At 70.6% G+C, this 21,214-nt stretch carries 20 protein-coding genes; 12 read left to right on the top strand and 8 right to left on the bottom strand.

Annotated features, from left to right (window positions below):
- The first annotated feature begins 26 nt into the window (after positions 1–26).
- From trpE to E9232_RS19285, 8 genes are all read left to right on the top strand, one after another.
- Complete coding sequence (trpE, locus tag E9232_RS19320) at positions 27–1,565, top strand: anthranilate synthase component I (RefSeq protein ID WP_309796479.1); 1,539 nt, start codon at positions 27–29, stop codon at positions 1,563–1,565.
- 122 nt (positions 1,566–1,687) lie between these two features.
- Complete coding sequence (locus tag E9232_RS19315; RefSeq protein ID WP_309796478.1) at positions 1,688–2,272, top strand: anthranilate synthase component II; 585 nt, start codon at positions 1,688–1,690, stop codon at positions 2,270–2,272.
- Positions 2,269–3,300 carry an anthranilate phosphoribosyltransferase gene (gene trpD / locus E9232_RS19310; protein ID WP_309796476.1) on the top strand — a complete coding sequence of 344 codons (1,032 nt, stop codon included), beginning with the start codon at positions 2,269–2,271 and terminating at the stop codon, positions 3,298–3,300. Before E9232_RS19315 ends, trpD begins: the two co-directional genes overlap by 4 nt.
- Positions 3,301–3,305: 5 nt before the next feature.
- Positions 3,306–4,127 (top strand): indole-3-glycerol phosphate synthase TrpC, encoded by an 822-nt coding sequence (trpC, locus tag E9232_RS19305; RefSeq protein ID WP_309796474.1) that lies wholly within the window; start codon positions 3,306–3,308, stop codon positions 4,125–4,127.
- On the top strand, positions 4,124–4,603 hold the full coding sequence (gene moaC, locus E9232_RS19300) for a cyclic pyranopterin monophosphate synthase MoaC (RefSeq protein ID WP_309796472.1): 480 nt from the start codon (positions 4,124–4,126) through the stop codon (positions 4,601–4,603). Before trpC ends, moaC begins: the two co-directional genes overlap by 4 nt.
- Complete coding sequence (locus E9232_RS19295) at positions 4,600–5,799, top strand: molybdopterin molybdotransferase MoeA (RefSeq protein ID WP_309796470.1); 1,200 nt, start codon at positions 4,600–4,602, stop codon at positions 5,797–5,799. Before moaC ends, E9232_RS19295 begins: the two co-directional genes overlap by 4 nt.
- A gap of 128 nt (positions 5,800–5,927) precedes the next feature.
- Positions 5,928–6,647 (top strand): transcriptional repressor LexA, encoded by a 720-nt coding sequence (gene lexA / locus E9232_RS19290; protein WP_309796468.1) that lies wholly within the window; start codon positions 5,928–5,930, stop codon positions 6,645–6,647.
- 48 nt (positions 6,648–6,695) lie between these two features.
- A complete protein-coding gene (locus E9232_RS19285) occupies positions 6,696–7,721 on the top strand; it encodes a LacI family DNA-binding transcriptional regulator (protein ID WP_309796466.1) in 1,026 nt (341 codons plus the stop codon).
- A 1-nt stretch (position 7,722) separates the two neighbouring features.
- On the opposite strand, the gene E9232_RS19280 is transcribed toward E9232_RS19285, so the two are convergent.
- Positions 7,723–8,346 (bottom strand): LmrA/YxaF family transcription factor, encoded by a 624-nt coding sequence (locus E9232_RS19280; RefSeq protein WP_309796465.1) that lies wholly within the window; start codon positions 8,344–8,346, stop codon positions 7,723–7,725.
- 90 nt (positions 8,347–8,436) lie between these two features.
- Here E9232_RS19280 and E9232_RS19275 point away from each other — a divergent pair, with 90 nt between their 5' ends.
- Positions 8,437–9,183, top strand: a complete 747-nt coding sequence (locus E9232_RS19275) for an NIPSNAP family protein (protein WP_309796463.1) — start codon at positions 8,437–8,439, stop codon at positions 9,181–9,183.
- A 4-nt stretch (positions 9,184–9,187) separates the two neighbouring features.
- Here the strand turns inward: E9232_RS19275 and E9232_RS19270 are convergent, their stop codons facing one another.
- The gene (locus E9232_RS19270) at positions 9,188–10,315 is read right to left on the bottom strand and encodes a Gfo/Idh/MocA family protein (RefSeq protein WP_309796461.1); all 1,128 of its coding nucleotides are present in this window, start codon (positions 10,313–10,315) and stop codon (positions 9,188–9,190) included.
- 132 nt (positions 10,316–10,447) lie between these two features.
- On the opposite strand from E9232_RS19270, the gene E9232_RS19265 reads away from it, so the two are divergent.
- Entirely contained in the window at positions 10,448–11,290 is an 843-nt protein-coding gene (locus E9232_RS19265) for a phytanoyl-CoA dioxygenase family protein (RefSeq protein WP_309796459.1), read from the top strand.
- Between the two features lie 20 nt (positions 11,291–11,310).
- Here the strand turns inward: E9232_RS19265 and E9232_RS19260 are convergent, their stop codons facing one another.
- Positions 11,311–13,488 carry a ComEC/Rec2 family competence protein gene (locus tag E9232_RS19260; RefSeq protein ID WP_309796457.1) on the bottom strand — a complete coding sequence of 726 codons (2,178 nt, stop codon included), beginning with the start codon at positions 13,486–13,488 and terminating at the stop codon, positions 11,311–11,313.
- A 64-nt stretch (positions 13,489–13,552) separates the two neighbouring features.
- Here E9232_RS19260 and gltX point away from each other — a divergent pair, with 64 nt between their 5' ends.
- The gene (gene gltX, locus E9232_RS19255; RefSeq protein WP_309796455.1) at positions 13,553–14,962 is read left to right on the top strand and encodes a glutamate--tRNA ligase; all 1,410 of its coding nucleotides are present in this window, start codon (positions 13,553–13,555) and stop codon (positions 14,960–14,962) included.
- Positions 14,963–15,147: 185 nt separating this feature from the next.
- Complete coding sequence (locus E9232_RS19250) at positions 15,148–16,464, top strand: citrate synthase (RefSeq protein ID WP_309796453.1); 1,317 nt, start codon at positions 15,148–15,150, stop codon at positions 16,462–16,464.
- 442 nt (positions 16,465–16,906) lie between these two features.
- Here E9232_RS19250 and lpxB read toward each other — a convergent pair whose 3' ends face one another.
- The 5 genes from lpxB to lpxD are packed head-to-tail and all read right to left on the bottom strand — an operon-like array spanning position 16,907 to position 21,199.
- A complete protein-coding gene (gene lpxB / locus E9232_RS19245; protein ID WP_309796451.1) occupies positions 16,907–18,085 on the bottom strand; it encodes a lipid-A-disaccharide synthase in 1,179 nt (392 codons plus the stop codon).
- Positions 18,085–18,909, bottom strand: coding sequence for an LpxI family protein (locus tag E9232_RS19240; RefSeq protein WP_309796449.1), 825 nt, complete (start codon positions 18,907–18,909; stop codon positions 18,085–18,087). The genes lpxB and E9232_RS19240 overlap by 1 nt, the downstream gene beginning before the upstream one ends.
- Positions 18,899–19,705, bottom strand: coding sequence for an acyl-ACP--UDP-N-acetylglucosamine O-acyltransferase (lpxA, locus tag E9232_RS19235; RefSeq protein ID WP_309796447.1), 807 nt, complete (start codon positions 19,703–19,705; stop codon positions 18,899–18,901). Before lpxA ends, E9232_RS19240 begins: the two co-directional genes overlap by 11 nt.
- Positions 19,702–20,175 carry a 3-hydroxyacyl-ACP dehydratase FabZ gene (gene fabZ / locus E9232_RS19230; protein ID WP_309796445.1) on the bottom strand — a complete coding sequence of 158 codons (474 nt, stop codon included), beginning with the start codon at positions 20,173–20,175 and terminating at the stop codon, positions 19,702–19,704. Before fabZ ends, lpxA begins: the two co-directional genes overlap by 4 nt.
- 1 nt (position 20,176) lies before the next feature.
- Positions 20,177–21,199, bottom strand: coding sequence for a UDP-3-O-(3-hydroxymyristoyl)glucosamine N-acyltransferase (gene lpxD, locus E9232_RS19225; RefSeq protein ID WP_309796443.1), 1,023 nt, complete (start codon positions 21,197–21,199; stop codon positions 20,177–20,179).
- Between the last annotated feature and the right edge of the window lie 15 nt (positions 21,200–21,214).

The raw sequence follows: 21,214 nt of genomic DNA, 5'->3' as shown, positions 1-21,214 counted from the left end.
ATGGACTCTCATCTGAGGTAACCGACATGCCGGACTCCACGGCGTTCGAAGCCTTCGCCGACATCTATCGCTCCGGAAAGCCGCAGGTGGTCTGGACCCGCCTGGTGTCCGACCTCGACACCCCGGTCTCGGCCATGCTGAAGCTGGCCGGCGACGAGCCCTATTCCTTCCTGCTCGAATCGGTCGAGGGCGGCGCCATCCGCGGCCGCTACAGCGCCATCGGGCTGCGCCCCGACCTAATCTGGCGCTGCCGCGGCGACACGGTCGAGATCAACCGCAAGGCGCTGGCCGACCTCGACAGCTACACCCCGGTCGCCGCCAAGCCGCTGGACAGCCTGCGGGCGCTGATCGCGGAATCGCGCATCGACCTGCCGCGCGGCTTCCCGCCGCTGGCCGCCGGGCTGTTCGGCTATCTCGGCTACGACATGGTCCGGCAGATGGAAACGCTGCCCGACACCAATCCGGACACGCTGGGCGTGCCGGATTCGATCATGATCCGGCCGACCATCGTCTGCGTGTTCGACACCATCGCCGACGTCGTCACCATCGTCACCCCGGTCTTCCCCGACCCGGCGGTGACGGCGGAGAAGGCGCATGAGGCGGCGTGCGAGCGGTTGTCCAACGTGGTTGCCGGCTTCGAATCCAGCCTGTCGCACCGCGAGGCCGCGGCCGAGGGCGTGCTGCCGGCCCTGCCGGAGCCGACCTCGAACATGACGCGGGAGGAGTACCACGCGGTGGTGGAGCGGGCGAAGGAGTACATCCGCGCCGGCGATATCTTCCAGGTGGTGCTGTCGCAGCGCTTCGCCCTGCCCTTCACCCTGCCCCCCTTCGCGTTGTACCGGGCGCTGCGTCGGTTGAATCCTTCGCCCTTCCTGGTGTTCCAGAACTTCCGGGACTTCGCCGTGGTCGGGTCGAGCCCGGAGATCCTGGTGCGGCTGCGCGACGGCGAGGTCACCATCCGGCCGATCGCCGGCACCCGCCCCCGGGGCGCCACGCCGGAGGAGGATGTGGCGCTGGAACAGGATTTGCTGGCCGACCCGAAGGAGCGGGCCGAGCACCTGATGCTGCTCGACCTCGGCCGCAACGATGTCGGCCGCGTGGCGCAGATCGGCTCGGTCAAGGTCACCGACCGCTTCATCATCGAGCGCTACTCCCACGTCATGCACATCGTCTCCAACGTGGTCGGCCGCATCGGGCCGGAGCATGACGCCATCGCCGCCCTGTCCGCCGGCTTCCCGGCCGGCACCACCAGCGGCGCACCCAAGGTCCGGGCGATGGAGATCATCGACGAGCTGGAGGTGGCGCGGCGCGGCGTCTATGCCGGGGCGATGGGCTATTTCGGCGCCAATGGCGACATGGACACCTGCATCGCCCTGCGCACCGCGGTGGTGAAGGACGACACCCTGTACATCCAGGCCGGCGGCGGCGTCGTCGCCGACAGCGACCCCGAGGGCGAGTACCAGGAAACCCGCAACAAGGCGCGGGCGCTGGTGCGCGCCGCCGAAGATGCGGTACGCTTCGCCAACCGACCGCGCAGCGGCAATCGGCCGATGGGACATGTCTAGAGAACGCACCCTTTCGCAGCAGCATCGCGACCAGCGCCATGCTCTGCCGCATCGATGGTGAGGCCGGCCGGATCGCGTCCGCCGCCCCCTCCCCATACCCATGCCTCGAAAGGGCGAAATCGATGCTTCTGCTGATCGATAACTACGACAGCTTCACCTACAACCTGGTGCATTACCTCGGCGAACTCGGGGCCGACACCGATGTCCGGCGCAACGATGCGCTGACCGTCGACGAGGCGCTGGCGCTGCGGCCCGACGGCATCGTCATCTCGCCCGGCCCGCGCGACCCCGACCAGGCCGGCATCTGCATGGACCTGATCCGCGCCGCCGCCGGCCGGGTGCCGGTGTTCGGCGTCTGCCTGGGCCACCAGGCGATCGGCCAGGTCTTCGGCGGCCGGATCGTCCGGGCGCCGGTGCCGATGCACGGCAAGATCAGCCCGGTGCACCACCATGGCGGCGGCGTCCTCGCCGGGCTGCCGGACAATTTCGAGGCCACCCGCTACCATTCGCTGACCATCGCGCCCGACAGCATGCCGGACAGCCTGGAGGCCACGGCCTGGACCGCGGACGGGGTGATCATGGCGCTGCAGCACAAGACGCTGCCGATCCATGGCGTCCAGTTCCACCCGGAGAGCATCGCCTCGCAGTTCGGCCACAAGATCCTGCAGAACTTCCTGGCCATCGCCGAACGGCGGAACGCGGCATGACGACCGAGATGCGACCGTTCCTCGCCAAGGCCGCGCTGGGCCAGCCGCTGAACGCGGCCGATGCCCGCGCCGCCTTCGAGATCATCATGTCCGGCGAGGCCACGCCGGCGCAGATCGGCGGCTTCCTGATGGCCCTCAGGGTCCGCGGCGAGACGCCGGAGGAGATCGCCGCCGCCGCGCGGGTGATGCGCGACAAGGCGGTGACCATCGACGCGCCGGAGGGCGCCATCGACTGCTGCGGCACCGGCGGCGACAGTTCCGGGTCGTTCAACGTCTCGACCGCCGTCTCCTTCGTCCTGGCCGGGGCCGGCGTGCCGGTGGCCAAGCACGGCAACCGCGCCGCATCGAGCCTGACCGGCGCCGCCAACGTGCTGGCGGAACTGGGCGTCAATGTCGAGGCGACGCCGGAGGTGATGCGCGAGGCATTGTGGGACGCCAATATCGGCTTCCTGTTCGCGCCGCTGTACCACAGCGCCATGCGCCATGTCGGCCCGGCGCGGCAGGAGCTCGGCACCCGCACCATCTTCAACCTGCTCGGTCCGCTGGCCAACCCGGCCGGGGTGAAGCGCCAGCTGCTCGGCGTCTTCGCCGAGGCCTGGGTCGCCCCGGTGGCCGAGGCCCTGCTCCAGCTCGGCAGCGACGTCGCCTGGGTGGTGCATGGCAGCGACGGGCTGGATGAGCTGACCACCACCGGCCCGACCTCGGTCGCCGAGCTGCGCGGCGGCCAGGTCCGGCGCCTGACGGTGACGCCGGAGGATGCCGGGCTGCCCCGATCCAAACCCGAGGACCTCAAGGGCGGCGACCCCGAGACCAACGCCGCGGCGCTGCGCGCGGTTCTGGGCGGCGCCCACGGGGCCTATCGCGACATCGTGCGGCTGAACGCCGCTGCGGCCTTCATCGTTGCCGACAAGGTCACCACTCTGGCCGATGGTGCCGACCTCGCGGCGCGCATCATCGACGATGGGACGGCCGCCCATGTGCTCGAACGGCTGGCCCGGATCACAACCCAGGGCCCGGCCAAGGGTTAGGAATCATGAGTGACACGCTGACACGCATCGTCGCCGACAAGCGTCGGCACATCGAACAGCGCAAGGCGGCGGTGCCGCCGGCCGAGATTCGCCGGCTGGCGGATCTCGCCGACCGCGCCGCCCCGCCGCGCGGTTTCCTGGCGGCGCTGCGCCGGGCACAGTCCGAAGGCCGCACCGGCCTGATCGCCGAGATCAAGAAGGCCTCGCCGTCCAAGGGGCTGATCCGCCCGGATTTCGACCCGCCCGCCCTCGCCCGCGCCTATCGCGACGGCGGCGCCACCTGCCTGTCGGTGCTGACCGACGTGCCCTATTTCCAGGGCGCCGACGAGTATCTGACCGCCGCGCGCAATGCGGTCGAGCTGCCGGTGCTGCGCAAGGACTTCATGGTCGATCGCTACCAGATCGACGAGGCCCGGGCGCTGGGCGCCGACTGCATCCTGCTGATCATGGCGGCGCTGGACGACGCCACCGCGCAGGAGCTGGAGCAGGCCGCGATCGACAACGGCATGGACGTGCTGGTCGAGGTGCATGATGCGGCGGAGCTGGAGCGGGCGCTGAAGCTGCGGTCGCCGCTGCTCGGCATCAACAACCGGAACCTCAAGACCCTGCAGGTCGACCTCGCCACCACCGAGGCGCTGGCGGCCCAGGTGCCGCGGGACCGGCTGATGGTGTCCGAGAGCGGGCTGTTCACCCCGGCCGACCTGGCCCGCATGGCCCGGGTGGGCGCCACCACCTTCCTGATCGGCGAAAGCCTGATGCGCCACGACGACGTCGCCGCCGCCACCCGCGCGCTGCTGACGCCGGAGGCGAGATCCTCCGCCGCATGAGCGACCTCACCCATTTCGACGCCGCCGGGCAGGCGCGCATGGTCGATGTCTCGGACAAGGAGGCGACGGTCCGGGTGGCGCGTGCCGGCTGCCGGGTCGAGATGAAACCGGAGACGCTGGCGCTGATCGCCGCCGGCGGCCACGCCAAGGGCGACGTGCTGGGCATCGCCCGCATCGCCGGCATCATGGCCGCCAAGCGCACCGCCGACCTGATCCCGCTGTGCCACCCGCTGCCGCTGTCCAGCGTCGAGCTGGCGCTGCGCTGCGATGCGGAGCACAGCCGGGTCGAGATCGAGGCCACGGTCAAGGTCACCCACCGCACCGGAGTCGAGATGGAGGCGCTGACCGCCGCCTCAGTCGCCGCCCTGACCGTCTACGACATGTGCAAGGCGGTCGACCGTGGCATGGTGGTCACCGACCTGCGCCTGCTGCACAAATCCGGCGGGCGGTCGGGCATCTATGAGGCCGCGCCATGATCCCGGTCGCCGAGGCCCGCGCCCGCATCCTCTCCGCCTTCCAGGCCCTGCCGGCCGAGACCGTGCCGTTGCCCGAGGGCCTGGGCCGGATCCTGGCCGAGCCGGTCGTGGCGCGGCTGACCCAGCCGCCGCTCGACGTCTCCGCCATGGATGGCTGGGCGGTGCGCGCCACCGACGTCGCCACGGTGCCGGCGACGCTGCGCGAGATCGGCCGGGTGCCGGCCGGCGGCCGCTTCGAGGGCACGGTCGGGCCGGGCCAATGCGTCCGCATCTTCACCGGCGCGCCGCTGCCCGCGGGCGCCGACGCGGTGGTGATCCAGGAGGATGCCGACGCATCAGGCGATTCGGTCACCATCCGCGAGGGCGCCGGTGCCGGCCGCTATGTCCGCAAGGCCGGGCTGGACTTCCGCGCCGGCGACACCCTGCTGCAGCCCGGCCGGCGCCTGACCGCGCGCGACATCGGCATCGCCGCCTCGACCAACCATCCCTGGCTGCGCGTCCGCCGCCGGCCGCGGGTGGCGATCCTGGCGACCGGCGACGAGATCGTGATGCCGGGCGAGGCGCTGGGGCCGAGCCAGATCGTCAGCTCCAACAGCCACGCCCTCGCCGCCCTGGTCCGCAGCTGCGGCGGCCAGCCGATCGATCTCGGCATCGCCCGCGACGATGCCGAGTCGCTGACCGCGCTGGCGGCCGGGGCGCGCGGCGCCGACCTGGTCGTCACCACCGGCGGCGCCTCGGTCGGCGACCACGACCTGATCCGTTCGGTGCTGGGCGGGCGCGGCCTGGCGCTCGACTTCTGGACGATCGCGATGCGGCCGGGCAAGCCGCTGATGTTCGGCCGGCTCGACGACACCCCGATGCTGGGCCTGCCCGGCAACCCGGTTTCGACCATGGTCTGCGGCTGGCTGTTCCTGCGCCCGGCGATCCTGGCGCTGCAGGGCGCGGCGCTCCCGGACGACCGGATCGCGGCGACTTTGGGCCGCGACCTGCCGGCCAATGATCGGCGCGAGGATTACTTGCGGGCGCGGATCGAGCGCACCGAAAACGGCCTGGTCGCCACCCCGTTCCCGGCCCAGGACAGCTCGATGCTGTCGCTGCTGGCGGCCGCCGACGGGCTGGTGATCCGGCCGCCGCTGGCGCCGGCGGCGGCGCGCGGCGATGCGGTCGAGGCGGTGCTGTTCACGGACGGGATCTGACCCGGCGATTGTTGCGAGGAAGTAAAGAGTCGGGTGCGACAAAGTTAGCGCCTTGTGTTTTTGTTTTGTTCCTCCTATCGTGTTTCCAGGGATTCGGCCGCACCGCGGCCCTGAAAACGGAGGATGCCTTGCTGACGCGTAAGCAACAGGAGCTGCTGTTGTTCGTTCATCGCCGCCTGGAGGCGGACGGCGTCAGTCCTTCCTTCGACGAGATGAAGGACGCCCTCAGTCTCAAGTCGAAGTCGGGCATCCATCGACTGATCACCGGCCTCGAAGAGCGCGGCTTTATTCGCCGCCTGCCGCATCGGGCCCGGGCGCTCGAGGTGCTTCGCCTTCCCGACTGCCTCAAGACCGACGCCCCGGCGGCGACCGACGACGACAATGTCGTCCCCTTCCGGCCGCTGCGCAGCGACACGCCCCTGCCCGGCCGCAAGCTGGAGCGCGCCGATCTGGTCAATGCCGAGCACGGCGTCCGCCTGCCGCTCTACGGCCGGATCGCCGCCGGCATGCCGATCGAGGCGCTGCAGGAGCACAACTTCGCCCAGGTGCCGGCCTCGCTGCTCGGCCCGGGTGAGCACTACGCGCTCGAAGTCGCCGGCGACAGCATGGTCGAGGCCGGCATCCTGGACGGCGACACCGTCATCATCCGCCGCTGCGACACCGCCGACGCCGGCGTGATCATCGTCGCCCTGGTCGACGACAACGAGGTCACGCTGAAGCGGCTGCGGCGCAAGGGCGCATCGGTCGGGCTGGAAGCCGCCAACCCGGCCTACGAGACCCGCTTCCTGCCGTCGGACCGGGTCCGCATCCAGGGCCGCCTGGTCGGGCTGCTGCGGACCTATTCGTAACCTGCGGCCTCACCAGCCAGGGCTCGCCATCACGCGGCCCGGCACGCCATGACTGGCCGTGCCGGGCCGCGCCCGTTTGGCGGCGTCGAACGGGCGACGGCGCAGCAGGTCGCGGATGCGGCCGGCGTGTCGATCTCCGCCGTCTCGCGCACCTTCACCAAACACGCCAGCGTTTCGCCCCGGATGCGGGCCCGGGTGCTGGCGGCGGCCGAGGCGCTGGGCTACCGCCCCAACCAGCTGGCGCGCAGCCTGATGACCGGCCGGACCGAGCTGGTCGGGCTGGTCTCGACCCATTTCGCCAACCCCGCCTTCATGGACGTGTTCGACCTGTTCACGCGGGAGCTGCAGCGTCGCGGGCTGCGGCCGCTGATCGCCAACCTGTCGGAGGATGGCCACGCCGCGGCCGCGCTCGACATGATGCTGCAATACAATGTCGACGCCGTGCTGATCGCCACCTCGGCGCCGCCGGAGGGCTTCGCCGCCTCCTGCGCCCGGGCCGGGCTGCCGGTGGTGCATGTGTTCGGCCGGGCCGGGACCGATGCGCCGGTGCCGGTGGTGACGGTCGACAATGTCGCCGGCGGCCGCCTGGCGGCGCAGGCGATGCTGGCGCGCGGGCTGCGGCGCCTGGCCTTCCTCGGCGGCGCGCCGTCGGATGCGTCGTCGATCGACCGCGCCGCCGGCTTCGCCCAGGAACTGGCCGGGGCCGGCCTGCAGCCTGTGGCCGTGGACTACGCCGGCGACTATTCGCATGAGCACGGCCGGCGGGCGATGCACGCGCTGCTCGACGCCCATCGGCCCGATGCGGTGTTCTGCGGCGACGACATCCTCGCCCTCGGCGCGCTCGACGCCTGCCGCGAGCGGAGTGTGCGGGTGCCGGAGGAGATCGGCGTGGTCGGCTTCGACGACATGAAGCTGGCCGCCTGGCCCGGCTACAGCCTGACCACGATCCGCCAGCCGATGGCCGAGATGGTGCGCCACGCCATCGGCGAGATCGCCGCCCGCCTCGCCGATCCCGCCCACGAGTTGCGGAGCCGGCTGTTCGAGATCGCCCTGGTGGAGCGCGGCAGCCTGTAGGTCAGGCCACCCGCAGCCCTTCCAGAACCTGCATCAGCTGCCGGGCACAGACCCTGAGCGGCGCCGCGCTCTGCTCTGCCTTGGCCAGCGCCATCGCCCCGGAATAGGCGGCGACGACGAAGGTGGCGAGATCGTCCGGATCCGCCGCCGCCAGCCGGCCCGAGTGCTGGTCGGCGCGCAGCCGCTCGGCGATCGCGGCCCGCCAGGCCTCGAACAGCGCCTGCATCGCCAGCCGGAACTCCGGATCCGCCAGCGACAGCTCCAGCACCAGGTTGTTGAGCGGGCAGCCGGAGACCGCGCCGCGCCGCTCCAGCCCCTCGGCGATCCCGGCGAAGACCGCGGCAATGCCCTCCAGCGCATCCGGCGCCGACCGGACCGGGGCACACCAGGTCTCCTCGACCTCCTGCGCCACCCGGTCCCGGATCACCGCCAGCCCCAGCGCCTTCTTGGTCGGGAAATGATGGTACAGCGCCCCGCCCGTGGTCCCGGCGATGCGCATGATCTCGTGCATGCCGGTGCCCTGGTAGCCGCGCGACTGGAACGCCTCCGCCGCCACGTCCAACAGCCGTCGCCGCATGCCCTCGGGATCGTAGCTGCGCTTGGGCTCTGCCGATGTCTTTGCCATGGCCGGAGGGTAGCATATTGACTCAACCGGACAATCAGTCTGTTTTAGAACCGGACAACCGGTCTGTTTTAAATGAACTGGGAGGCGATCATGCAGGACAACGGGCAGCAGGTGATGGTTCGGACCCTCAGCCCGATCGTCGAGTTGCGGCGCTACACGCTGCATCCCGGCCGGCGCGACGTGCTGATCGACCTGTTCGAACGGGAGTTCCTGGAAAGCCAGGAGGCCACCGGGATGACCCTCATCGGCCAGTTCCGCGACCTCGACGCGCCCGACCAGTTCGTCTGGCTGCGCGGCTTCGCCGACATGCCGTCACGGGCGGCGGCGCTGCAGGCCTTCTATGGCGGGCCGGTGTGGCAGGCGAACCGCGCGGCCGCCAACGCCACCATGATCGATTCGGACGATGTCCTGCTGCTGCGCCCGGCCCATCCGGAATCGGGCTTCCCGCTCGGGCCCGGCCGCCCGCCCCAGGGCAGCACCGCAGCCCCGGGCGGCATCGTGGTCGCCACCACCTGGCATCTTCACCCGGCAGCCGAGGCCGGATTCATGACGGTGTTCGACACCGATCTGGTCGCTATGCTGCACGAGGCCGGCGTGCCGATCCTGGCGATCTTCGTCAGCGAGCACAGCGAGAACACCTTCCCGGCCCTGCCGGTGCGCGAGGACACCCGGGTCTTCGTCTGGTTCTCGCGCTTCCCCGACCGGGCGGCCTATGAACGCCACGCTGCCGTCCTCGCCCGCATGCCCGGCTTCGCCGCGGCGCTGCTGCCACATCTGGTCCGGGCGCCCGAGGTCGCGCTGCTGTCGCCGACCGCACGGTCGCGGCTGCGCGTCTGATGCCTCAGACGTCGGCGATCCGCACCCAGGCGCGGTCACGGGCGGAGCGCAGGGCCGCGGCGGTGACGCGGTCGACCTCCCAGCCGTCGCGGAAAGTCGGCCACACCGGCTGGCCGGTCGCCACCGCCTGCAGGAAGTCGCGCGCCTCGATCGCGATCTGCTCGTTGTAGCCGGTGCCGTGGCCGACGCCCTGGTTGAAGGCGAGGTAGTCCGGGTGCGCCGGCCCGGTCAGCAGCCGCTGGAAGCCCTGGCGCGAAGCCGGCCGCGCCGAATCGTACAGCCACAGCTCGTTCTGGTTCTCCTGGTCGAAGGCCAGGGCGCCGCGGGTGCCGGTGATGCGGTAGGTGTAGCCCATCTTCCGCCCGGCGGCGACGCGGCTGAAGCTGAGCGACCCGGTGGCACCATTGGCGAAGCGCAGCAGCATCTGGCCCTGGTCGTCATTCTCCACTCGCTCCTCGCTTTGCGGGCCGGGCCGCGTCGCCCGCACCGTGTTGAGGTCGGCGACCAGCGACTCGATCGGCCCGACCAGGCGCAGGCAGGCGTTGACGATGTGCGGCGCGACGTCGCCCAGCGCCCCGGCCTCGGTCCCCGTGGCGATCCGGGTGCGCCAGGACGCCGGCGCCTTCGGGTCGTGCAGGTAGTCCTCGACATGCTCGGCGGTGACCTGGATGACGTCGCCGATCTCACCGGCCTCGATGATCTGCTTGGCCAGCTGGCTGGCCGGGGTGCGGATGTAGTTGAAGCCGACCATGGTGGCGACGCCGGCCGCCTCCGCCGCCTCGACCAGCGCCCGCGATTCGGCCGGGTCGCAGCCCAGCGGCTTCTCGCAGAACACCGGTTTGCCCAGCCGCAGCGCCGCGGTCGCCATCGCCAGATGGGTGCGCGGCGGCGTGGCGATGATCACGGCGTCGACCGCGGGGTCGGCGACCAGCGCCCGCCAATCCGCGGTCGACCGGTTCCAGCCCCAGGCCGCGGCATGGCCGGCCGCGCCCTCGGCCGTGGTGCTGCTGATCATCTCGCAGACCGGGATCAGCGGCGGCGCGAAGGCGGTCCGCACCATCTGGAAGCCGATGCTGTGCGCCTTGCCCATGTAGCCGGCGCCGATCAGGCCGATGCGCAGCATCCCGGTCATTGCATCCTCCCCATGCGGGCCTCCCCATGCCGGGCGGATTGCCGCCGCCCCTATCGAATCCTAGCCATGCCGACTCGATTTGCAAGCGCTTGCAAACCAGCTTACCCTGGCGGCCAGGATAGGGAGGATGGCATGAAAATCTACACTCCGGACACGCTGGACCCGGCGGCGATCGTGGCGGAACTGATCAACGGCCCCGGCGCCGTGGTGCTGCGCGGACTGTTCACGGCCGAGGAGGTCGCGGCGGCCCGGGCGGTGGTGATGCGCGAATCCGAGGGGACGGCCGCCGCCAAGGTCACCCATTTCCAGGGCGCCGCGGAGCAGGAGGGCAAGATCGCCCTGCAGCGCCGGGTGTGGAACCTGCTGGCCAAGGGCGAAGTGTTCTCGCGCATGGCGGCGCATCCGGCGCTGATGACGGTGATGCGGGCCTTCCTGGGCAGCGAGTTCATCATGGGCTCGATCGCCGCCAACCGCATCCTGCCCGGCGGGCCGGGCCAGGAGCCGCATATCGACTATCCCTACTGGGACCTGCACAAGCCGGAGTCGCATCCGGTGCGGATCAACGCCAGCTTCCCGCTGAACGCCCAGGCCACGATCATGCTGGACCCGTTCACCGAGGAGACCGGGGCCACCGCCTATGTGCCGGGGACGCAGGCGGAGCTGCGCTATCCCACCGAGAGCGACCGGTTCTACGACCGCTGCGCCCGCATGCTGGGCGAGCCGGGCGACACCGTGGTGTTCTTCGGCGCGGTCTGGCACTGCGCCATGCCGAACCGGTCGCAGCAGGACCGCTCGGCGATCCTGATCCAGTATCTGCCGAAATTCGTGAAGCCGATGGAGGACATGCCGGCAGCCCTGCCCCGCGCCTTCGTCGAACAGGCCAGCCCGGACCTGCGCCAGCTGCTGGGGCTGAACTACCCCTATCCCGAGGTGCTGGACGCCGCAAAGGCCGGGAACGCCGAGGGGCGGGCGTGATTCGCTGACCGATCGTTCGGTCAATTCGGCGGCGGCGCCGGCCGGAACGCGGCCGGGGCCCAGGGCCGGTCGCCCACCGCCTCGGCCACCGTGGCCACAATCGGTTCCGGCCCCGACAGGTCGACCGCGATGCTGCCGCTGCGGCGCAGGTCGAAGCGGTCCCAGACGCCGAAGCGCGGCCGGCACCAGCGCGGCGCGACCAGGGGCGTGATCACCAGGTCGGCGCCCGAGCAGTCGTCGTCGAAGGCCTCGCCGCTGCGGGTGAAGGCGACCGTGACGGCGCCGAGGCGATACAGGCAACCGCGCGGATCGCAGGCCAGGCGCCCGCCCGCCCCTTCCCCCTGCTGCGGCCACGCCGTGGCATCCTCGGTGACGGCCTGGGCCCGCAGCCAGATCTCGCGGATGAAGCGCTCGCTGCGACGGGTGGAGAAGGTCAGGGTCCCGTCGGTGCCCTGCACCGCCGCCAGCCGGCCGGTGGTGTCGACCAGGATCTGCGGCGCCGGCGCGAACAGCGAGGCAGCGAGCACGATGGGAATGGCCAGCAGCCCGAGCAGGCGCATGCGGCCCGCGGCGAGGCAGAGCCACAGCCCGCCGATGGCGCCGGCCAACAGCCCCCAGGCCGGCATCGCCGGCACGGTGAAGGCAGCCAGCGGCCAGGACGAGACGGTGTAGGCCACCCACAGCATCGCCTGGTTGCCCCAGCCCAGCAGCGGCAGCACCCAGCCGTCGAGGCCCAGCAGCATGGCGGGATAGGCCACCAGCACCGCCGGCATGATCAGCAGCGAGGTCAGCGGGATCGCCATCAGGTTGGCGGCCACCGCCAGCGGCGCGAAGCGCTGGAAGTGGTAGATGGCGAAGGGCGTGGTCGCGACCGTGGCCACCAGCGTGGTCAGCACGATGCCGCCGAGATACATGCACGCGCGGCGCACCGGCCCGGCCCCGGCATGCCAGCGGGCGAGATGCGGCCGCAGCGCCTCATAGGCGGCGATCAGGGCGATCACCGCGCCGAAGGACATCTGGAAGCTCGGCCCCGGCAGCGCCTCCGGTGCCGCCAGCAGAATCGCGGTGGCCGCCAGGGCGACCAGGCGCATCGAGATCGCCACCCGGTCGGCCACCACCGCCAGCAGCACCACGCCGGTCATGACGCTGGACCGCACCGTCGGCACCGAGGCGCCGACCAGGATGGTGTAGGCGACGATGCCGAGCAGGGCGAAGCCGGCGGCCCATTTCTTGATCGGCCAGCGCAGCGCCACCGGCTCGATCAAGGCTAAGCCCAGCCGGAAGCCGCCGAGCAGCAGGATCGCCACCAGGCTGATGTGGATGCCGGAGATCGACAGCAGATGCGACAGGCCGGAATCGCGCATCGCCTGGTTGGCGTCGTCGCTGATCCCGGCGCGCTCGCCGGTCAGGAAGGCGACGGCGATGGCCCCGGCGTCGCCGGAGACCTGCGCCCGCACCCGCGCCGCGATCCGGTCCTGCAGGCGCGCCAGGCTGGACGGCGCCGCGTCCGCGGTCGCATCCAGTCGCTCGACCTTGCCCATGGCGAAGCCGGTGCCGCCGATGCCCTGGAAGAACAGCTGGCGGCGGAAGTCGAAGCCGCCGGGATAGGCCGGGCCGGCCACCGGTGCCAGCGTCGCCCGCACCCGGATGCGGTCTCCGGCGGCAGGGACGGCGTCCGACCCGATCAGGCGCAGCCGCACGGCGTCGGGCGTCGCCTCCAGCGCCAGTCCTTCCATGGTCAGGCCGCCCAGCACCACGCGGACGCCATGCGGCAGCAGGTCGACGGTCTCGACCGTGCCGGTCACGGTGCCGCGCCGTTCGCGGTCCAAGAGCGGCGTCGCCACCATCCGGGTGCGCAGCTCCGCCGCCAGGAAGCCGAGCGCGATGCCCAGCAGCAGCACGGCGAAGGACACCGCCCGCTCCCTGCGGCGCAGCAGGAACACCAGGAGTGCCGACAGCATCAGGGCGCCCGCACCCACCGCCAGTGAAGGCTCGATCGGCAGGGCGAAATAGACGCCGATCCCGGCGCCGAGGCAGCATGGCATCAGCAGAACCAGCCGGCGCCGGACGCCCCCGGCCAGGGCATCGGCGGCCTCCGCCCAATCCAGCCCGTCCATCGCCCAGCGACCGGCGCCGAGGCGGCGCAACGACGCCCGCACCGCCAGCGGAATCCCGGCCGACGCCCCCGCATTAGCCATTGCCCGAAGGCCTATGCTATGGACCTCTCGCACTGATCCTAGCAGCTCTTCTGGAATCTGACCCATGACGGTCGTGACCCGTTTCGCCCCCTCCCCGACCGGATACCTGCATATCGGCGGGGCCCGGACGGCCCTGTACAACTGGCTCTATGCCCGCCACCACGGCGGCGTCTTCCGCCTGCGCATCGAAGACACCGACCGCGCCCGCTCCAACGACGACGCCGTGCGCGCGATCATCGAGGGGCTGACCTGGTTCGGCTTGGAGTGGGACGGCGAGATCGTGTCCCAGTTCGAGCGGCGCGAGCGCCACGCCGCCGTTGCCCGGCAGCTGCTGGCCGAGGGCAAGGCCTATCACTGCTGGCTGTCGCCGGCCGAGCTGGAAGCAGGGCGCGAGCGGGCCAAGGCCGAAGGCAAGCCCTGGAATTTCTACAACAGCCACTGGCGCGACCGCGACCCGGCCGAGGCGCCGAAGGGCGTCGACCCGGTGATCCGGCTGCGCGCGCCGCGCACCGGCGAGACCGTGGTCGAGGACAAGGTCCAGGGCCAGGTCACGGTGCAGAACGACCAGCTGGACGACATGGTGCTGCTGCGCGCCGACGGCACGCCGGTCTACATGCTGTCGGTGGTGGTCGACGACATCGACATGGGCATCACCCAGGTCATCCGCGGCGACGACCACCTGACCAACACCTTCCGCCAGGTCCAGCTGTACAACGCCATCGGCGCGGTGCCGCCCGGCTTCGCCCATATCCCGCTGATCCATGGGCCGGACGGGGCCAAGCTGTCGAAGCGCCACGGCGCGCTCGGCATCGAGGCCTATCGCGATCTCGGCTACCTGCCGGCGGCGCTGCGCAACTACCTGCTGCGCCTGGGCTGGGGCAAGGGCGACGAGGAGATCATCCCGACCGACAAGGCGATCGAGTGGTTCGACCTCGACGGCGTCGGCCGGTCGCCCTCGCGGCTCGACTTCGCCAAGCTGGAGAACCTGAACGGCATCTACATGCGCGAGACGCCGGACAGCGAGCTGCTGGAGCGGGTCACGCCGAACCTGGAGACCGCCCTCGGCCGGTCGCTCGACGATGCCGACCGCGCCATCCTGCTGCTCGGGCTGAACGGGCTGAAGCAGCGCGCCAAAACCCTGGTCGAGCTGGCCGACAGCGCCCTGTTCTATCTCCGCTCCGGCCCGCTGCCGATGAACGACGGCGCCCTGAAGATCCTGTCCGCCGACGCCAAGGCGCTGCTCGGCCGGATGCTGGCGGCGCTGTCCGGCCTGAACGACTGGACCGAGGCGGCGCTGGAGGCCGAGGTCGGCCGGCTCGCCGAGGCCGAGGGGCTGAAGCTGGGCAAGGTGGCGCAACCGCTGCGCGCGGCATTGACTGGATCGAACGTCTCCCCAGGTATCTTCGAGGTCGCGGCCATCCTGGGCCGCGACGAGACGCTCCGGCGGATCCGCGATGCTGTCGAAGCCCCTTAGGAAGAATCCGTAACTCTCTGTTTTTGAGAGAGAATTATCGGAAAGCCTAAAAATTAGGCGATCGATTTGTTGCGATGGGAGGACCCAACTCGCGTTGATCTTGCGCCGCCGGCCGACTATCCTCCCGGCCGACGGAGCGGACGACCTGCGTTTCCAGTACGAAGCCCCCGCTCAAGGACATCGTCATGCCCGATACGAAGATTCCCGTGGCGCAGAAGACCGTCACGCTGACCGACAACTCGACCGGAAAGTCGGTGGTGTTGCCGGTGATCGACGGGACCATCGGCCCGAGTGTCATCGACATCCGCAAGCTCTACGCCGAAACCGGGATGTTCACCTACGACCCCGGCTTCACCTCGACCGGCTCCTGCGACAGCGAGATCACCTACATCGACGGCGATGAGGGCATCCTGCTGCACCGCGGCTACGCCATCGACGAGCTGGCGGAGAAGAGCAATTTCCTCGAGGTCTGCTACCTCCTGCTCCATGGCGAGCTGCCGAATGCGGCCCAGGAGGCGGAGTTCGAGCACACCATCACGCGCCACACCATGGTGCATGAGCAGATCCACCACTTCTATCGCGGCTTCCGCCGCGACGCGCACCCGATGGCGGTGCTGTGCGGCGTGACCGGCGCCCTGTCGGCCTTCTACCACGACTCGACCGACGTGCATGACCCGCGCCAGCGCGAGGTCGCCTCACACCGGCTGATCGCCAAGCTGCCGACGCTGGCGGCCATGGCCTACAAGTATTCGATCGGCCAGCCCTTCATCTATCCGCGGAACGACCTCAGCTTCGCCGAGAACTTCCTGCACATGACCTTCGCCGTGCCGGCGGAGGAGTACAAGATCAACCCGGTCATGGCCCGCGCCATGGACCGCATCCTGATCCTGCACGCCGACCATGAGCAGAACGCGTCGACTTCGACGGTCCGCCTGGCCGGGTCCAGCGGCGCCAACCCCTTCGCCTGTATCGCCGCCGGCATCGCCTCGCTGTGGGGCCCCGCCCATGGCGGCGCCAACGAGGCGGTGCTGAAGATGCTGGGCGAGATCGGCAGCAAGGATCGCGTCGGCGAATTCGTCAAGAAGGCCAAGGACAAGGACGACCCGTTCCGGCTGATGGGCTTCGGCCACCGGGTCTACAAGAACTACGACCCGCGCGCCAAGGTGATGCGCGCCACCTGCTACGAGGTGCTGGAGGAGCTCGGAGTCAAGGACCCGCTGCTCGACCTCGCCATGGCGCTGGAGAAGATCGCGCTCGAGGACGAGTACTTCGTCGAGCGCAAGCTGTACCCGAATGTCGACTTCTACTCGGGCATCATCCTGAAGGCGATGGGCTTCCCGACCAGCATGTTCACCGTGCTGTTCGCGGTGGCGCGCACCGTCGGCTGGATCGCCCAGTGGACTGAGATGATCGGCGACCCGCACCAGAAGATCGGGCGGCCGCGCCAGCTGTTCACCGGCCACACGTCGCGTGAATTCGTCCCGCTGAACGAGCGTGGCTAGGCGGGTCACCCAGATCAATCGGACCGGTCCGCGCGCCCCTGGTGGGCGCACGGACCGGCCGATCGGCATTGCCACCACCCCGCGGCCGGTGCCGAAGGCCGCGAACGCGAACCGGGCGCCCTGGCGCGCCCGGCTCCGCTTCGGCGCTGCCCTGCTGGCCGTCCTCGCCGGCGCTGCGCTGCTGACCTATCTATTTTCCTGATTTTCCGAACCGCCGTCGTCGCGCTCCCCTTTTTCGTCATCCCCGCGGAAGCGGGGATCTCATGACGCCCTGAACGGCGCGAGATTCCCGCTTCCGCGGGAATGACAGTGAAGAGAAAAAACTTCAGAACGACGTCAGGCGTAGGTTGGGTTCGCGTCTCGCGAACCCAACGTTCATGCCGGCTTGGCGGAACCATGTTGGGTTCGCCTCCGGCGAGCCCAACCTACGCCTAGGGCGGGGTCAGGCCGGCCGCCGGCCCTGGCGAATCACATCCAGCACCACATCGGCCGCCCGGTCGCCGGGCACGGCGCCGTCCGGCAGCAGCATCATCCGCGCCACCTCGGCATAGGCCTCGCGCTGCGCCGCCACCGCCGCCGGGTCGGTCAGCAGCCGGTCGATCGCCGCGGCCAGCTTATCCGGCGTGCAGTTCTCCTGCAGCAGCTCCGGCACCGCCGGGCGGTCCAGCATGATGTTGACCAGATTGGCGTATTTGGTGGTCAGCAGGCGGCGGACGACGAAGGCCGTCAGCGGGTTGATCAGGTAGGCGATCACGCTCGGCACCCGCGCCATGCCCAGCTCCAGCGCCACGGTGCCGGAGGCGGCGAGCGCCGCGTCGCTGCCAGCGAAGGCGTCGTACTTCTCGCCGTCGCCCTCGATCAGGATCGGTTCGCCGGGCCAGGACTGCGCCGCCGCGCGCACCAGATGCGCCACCGTTTCGACCGTCGGCACCGCCACCCGCAGGCCGGGATGGCGGGCCGCCAGCTGCTGCAGGGCCTCACCGAACACCGGCAGCAGCTTCTGGACCTCGCCGCGCCGACTGCCGGGCAGCACGGTGAGCAGACGAGCGTCCGGGGCGATGTCATGCGCCTGCCGGAACCGGGCGCCGTCGCCCTGCCCGGCCGCGGTCTCGATGATCGGGTGGCCGACATAGGTGGTGGGCAGGCCGTAGCGCTCGAACCAGGGCGGCTCGAAGGGCAGCTGCACCATCAGGTGGTCGACCAGCCCGGCCAGCTTGCGCGCCCGGCCCGGCCGCCAGGCCCAGACCTTGGGGGCGACGAAATGCACGATCGGGAAGGCCCGGCCGGCCAGTCGGGCCGCCACCCGGGCGTTGAAGGCCAGGCCGTCGATCGACACCAGCGCGTCCGGCTTGGCCGCCAGCGCCGCCTCGGCGGTGCGGCGGATGCGGTTGAACAGCCGCGGCAGCTGCGGCACCAGCTCGACCGCGCCCATCACCGCGATGTCGGCCAGCGGGAACAGGCTGTCCAGCCCCTCCGCCGCCATGCGGGCGCCGCCGACGCCGCTGAAGCGCACCCCGTCGCCGCAGCGCCGGCGCAGCGCCGCCATCAGGCTGGCGCCCATCAGGTCGCCCGAGGGCTCGGTCGCGACCAGGAAGATGTGCGGCGCCGCCGATGACGCCATCACTCGCCCTCCGCCAGGCACAGCACGAACAGGCCGAGCCGGTCGGCCGCCTGCCGCACCGCCTCGGCGTCGATGATCATGGCGCCGCCGGCCTCGACCACGATGCCGCGCAGCCCGTTGGCGGCGGCAAGCTCGACCGTGGTGACCCCGATGGTCGGCGGGTCCAGCCGGATGTCCTGCTGCGGTTTCTTCGCCTTGACCAGGACGCCGCCCGGGCCGGGCCGGGCCAGCGGGCCGCAGCGGCGGAGCATCGCATCGGTGCCCTCCGCCGCCTCGACCGCCAGGACGTAGCCGTGCTGCACCACCGCGCCCTGGCCGATGTCGAGCCGGCCGATCTCACGGGCGATCTCGCGGGCCTTGTCGATGTCGCCCTGGGCCATCTCGTCCGGCCCCAGCCGGGTCAGCAGGCCGGGCTTGGCCAGGAAGTCGTCGATCACTTCGTGCAGCGCCACGAGATGGAAGCCCTCCTCCTCGAGGATGCGGCGCAGCGAGGTCAGCAGCGCGTCGTCGCCGAGCGAGGAGAAGCCGATGCGGGTGAGGATGCGCACCGCCTTGAAGTCGGGCATCAGCTCGAACAGGCTCGGCCGGCGGATGTTGCCGACCGGGCACAGCGTGCCGACGCCCAGGCGCTTCAGTTCGCCGATCCAGCGGCCGGCGGCCCCCAGGCGGGTCCAGAAATGCGGCAGGTCGTCGGTGACCAGCGCCGGATCGGTCATGCCGCGGAAGGCGACCACGACGAAGTCGCGCCCGGCATGGCGGCAGGCCTCGACCAGCCGCCCCGGCAGCGGGCCGGCAGCGGCCAGAATGCCAAGCTTATCCGGCATGCCGTCGGCGGGCGGGCTGCATCACGTTGCGGCCGGCATCGGCGTCGATGAAGGCCAGGATGCGCTGCACGATCTCGTTGTCGCCGAACTTCTCGCGCGTGGTTTCCAGGCGCTCGGCGAACACCGTGTCCTCGTCGAACAGGGTGCGATAGGCCGCCAGCAGCGACTGGATCTGCGGCTTGGTGAAGCCGCGGCGCTTCAGGCCGACCAGGTTCAGCCCGTTCAGCGTCGCGGTCTCGCCGATGGCCAGGCCGAAGGGGATGATGTCGTTGCGCACCGGGGTCATGCCGCCGATGAAGCAATGGGCGCCGAGGCGGATGTGCTGGTGGATGGCGCTGTTGCCGCCGATGATGACGTGGTCCTCGATCGTGACATGGCCGGCCAGTACGGCGTTGTTCGCCATGATGATGTGGCTGCCGAGGATGCAGTCATGGGCGACATGCGTGTTCACCATGAACATGCAGTTGTCGCCGACCACGGTCTTCATCTTGTCGCCGCGCGTGCCCGGATTCATGGTCACGTGCTCGCGAATGACGTTGTTCGCGCCGATGATCAGCTGCGACTTCTCGCCGGAGAACTTCAGGTCCTGGGGCGGCAGGCCGAGCGAGACGAAGGGGAACACCTTGGTGTTCGGCCCGATGCTGGTGTGGCCGGCGATCACGACGTGCGAGATCAGCTCGACCCCGTCGCCCAGCGCGACATGGGGGCCGACGGTGCAGAACGGGCCGATCTTGACGCCGGCGCCCAGCTTGGCGGCCGGGTCGACCAGCGATAACGGGTGGATCTCGGATGTCATAGATCGTCCATGATCATGGCGGCGAACTCGGCCTCGGCCACCAGCACGTCGTCGACCTTCACCTGGCCCGAGAACTTCCAGACGTTGCGGCGCTGCTGCAGCCGCTTGACGTGGACACGCATGCTGTCGCCCGGGGTGACCGGACGGCGGAACCGGGCGTTGTCGACGGTCATGAAGTAGACCAGCTTGCCCTTGGCGTCCTCGCCCAGCGTCTTGACCACCAGGATGGCGGCGGTCTGCGCCATCGATTCGACGATCATCACCCCCGGCATCACCGGCCGGCGCGGGAAATGGCCCTGGAAGAAGCCCTCGTTGATGGTGACGTTCTTGATGCCGGTGCAGCTGTCGCCCGGGATGATGTCGACCACGCGATCCACCAGGATCATCGGATAGCGATGCGGGATCAGCTCCATGATCCCGACGATGTCCAGCTGCGACAGATCCTTCTCGTCGCCGGCGGCTCCACCCATCTCAGTCGCCCTTCCCTTCGGCTAGACGCGCTAGCATGACCTGCTGCCGAAAAAACTGCCGCTTCGGTATCGCCGGCGCACCCACGACCTCCGCGCCGGGGTCGACATCGCGCATCACCCCCGCATTCGCGGCGATCCTCGCCCCCGCACCGATGGTGAGATGGCCCGCGACACCGGCCTTGGCGGCAAGAACGGCGAAATCGCCCAACTTGGTGCTCCCCGCCACGCCTGCCTGCGCGACGATGACGGCGCCCCGTCCGACCTGCACGTTGTGCCCGATCTGCACCAGATTATCAATCATCGCCCCCCGCCCGATCACCGTGTCCGGGCCGGCCCCGCGGTCGATGGTGGAGTTGGCCCCGACCTCGACATCGTCCTCGATGATGACGCGGCCGAGCTGCGGCAGGCGGACATGGCCCTCGGCGTCCATGGCGAAGCCGAAGCCGTCCTCGCCGATGCGCGCGCCGGGATAGATCGTCACCCGCGCCCCGACCAGGCAATGGCTCAGCGAAGCGCCCGCCCCGATGATGCAGCGGTCCCCCAGCACGACGCCGGCGCCGATCACCGCGTTGGGGCCGATCCGGCATCCCGCGCCGATCTCCGCCCCCGCCCCGATCGCAGCCCCCGGCCCGATCTCCGATCCCGCCCCGATCGTGGCCGAGGGGTCGACGCTGGCGGACGGCGCGATGCCCGGCCGCGGCGCCGACACCGGGAAGAAGGCCTGGGCGACCAGCGCGTAGCCCTTGTAGGGCTTGGGCGTCAGCAGCAGCGCCATGCCGGCCGGCGCCCGGTCGGCCAGGGCCGGCGCGACGACGCAGGCGCCGGCCGTGCTGGCGGCAAAGGCGTCGACGTATTTGCGGTTGTCGAGGAAGCTGATGTCGTCCGGCCCGGCCGCGTCGAGCGGCGCGACGCTGACGATCATCCGCGCCGGGTCAACCCCGGGCGCAAGGCTCGCCCCGGCGATCTCGGCCAGGCGGCCGAGCGGGAACGGACCGGCGCTGCGAAAGAATCGCGGATCGGGCATGGGCGCTCTCTCTGC

This window comes from Inquilinus ginsengisoli (assembly GCF_031453975.1).
In the GTDB taxonomy this organism is placed as follows: Bacteria; Pseudomonadota; Alphaproteobacteria; order DSM-16000; family Inquilinaceae; genus Inquilinus; species Inquilinus ginsengisoli_A.
This window is presented reverse-complemented; position numbering and strand designations above follow the sequence as displayed.

Excerpts from the sequence above, each read along its gene's own strand:
- trpE (WP_309796479.1), top strand. The coding sequence starts at position 27 with ATGCCGGACTCCACGGCGTTCGAAGCCTTCGCCGACATCTATCGCTCC.
- E9232_RS19315 (WP_309796478.1), top strand. The coding sequence starts at position 1,688 with ATGCTTCTGCTGATCGATAACTACGACAGCTTCACCTACAACCTGGTG.
- trpD (WP_309796476.1), top strand. The coding sequence starts at position 2,269 with ATGACGACCGAGATGCGACCGTTCCTCGCCAAGGCCGCGCTGGGCCAG.
- trpC (WP_309796474.1), top strand. The coding sequence starts at position 3,306 with ATGAGTGACACGCTGACACGCATCGTCGCCGACAAGCGTCGGCACATC.
- moaC (WP_309796472.1), top strand. The coding sequence starts at position 4,124 with ATGAGCGACCTCACCCATTTCGACGCCGCCGGGCAGGCGCGCATGGTC.
- E9232_RS19295 (WP_309796470.1), top strand. The coding sequence starts at position 4,600 with ATGATCCCGGTCGCCGAGGCCCGCGCCCGCATCCTCTCCGCCTTCCAG.
- E9232_RS19285 (WP_309796466.1), top strand. The coding sequence starts at position 6,696 with ATGACTGGCCGTGCCGGGCCGCGCCCGTTTGGCGGCGTCGAACGGGCG.
- E9232_RS19280 (WP_309796465.1), bottom strand. The coding sequence starts at position 8,346 with ATGGCAAAGACATCGGCAGAGCCCAAGCGCAGCTACGATCCCGAGGGC.
- E9232_RS19275 (WP_309796463.1), top strand. The coding sequence starts at position 8,437 with ATGCAGGACAACGGGCAGCAGGTGATGGTTCGGACCCTCAGCCCGATC.
- E9232_RS19270 (WP_309796461.1), bottom strand. The coding sequence starts at position 10,315 with ATGACCGGGATGCTGCGCATCGGCCTGATCGGCGCCGGCTACATGGGC.
- E9232_RS19265 (WP_309796459.1), top strand. The coding sequence starts at position 10,448 with ATGAAAATCTACACTCCGGACACGCTGGACCCGGCGGCGATCGTGGCG.
- E9232_RS19260 (WP_309796457.1), bottom strand. The coding sequence starts at position 13,488 with ATGGCTAATGCGGGGGCGTCGGCCGGGATTCCGCTGGCGGTGCGGGCG.
- gltX (WP_309796455.1), top strand. The coding sequence starts at position 13,553 with ATGACGGTCGTGACCCGTTTCGCCCCCTCCCCGACCGGATACCTGCAT.
- E9232_RS19250 (WP_309796453.1), top strand. The coding sequence starts at position 15,148 with ATGCCCGATACGAAGATTCCCGTGGCGCAGAAGACCGTCACGCTGACC.
- lpxB (WP_309796451.1), bottom strand. The coding sequence starts at position 18,085 with ATGGCGTCATCGGCGGCGCCGCACATCTTCCTGGTCGCGACCGAGCCC.
- E9232_RS19240 (WP_309796449.1), bottom strand. The coding sequence starts at position 18,909 with ATGCCGGATAAGCTTGGCATTCTGGCCGCTGCCGGCCCGCTGCCGGGG.
- lpxA (WP_309796447.1), bottom strand. The coding sequence starts at position 19,705 with ATGACATCCGAGATCCACCCGTTATCGCTGGTCGACCCGGCCGCCAAG.
- fabZ (WP_309796445.1), bottom strand. The coding sequence starts at position 20,175 with ATGGGTGGAGCCGCCGGCGACGAGAAGGATCTGTCGCAGCTGGACATC.
- lpxD (WP_309796443.1), bottom strand. The coding sequence starts at position 21,199 with ATGCCCGATCCGCGATTCTTTCGCAGCGCCGGTCCGTTCCCGCTCGGC.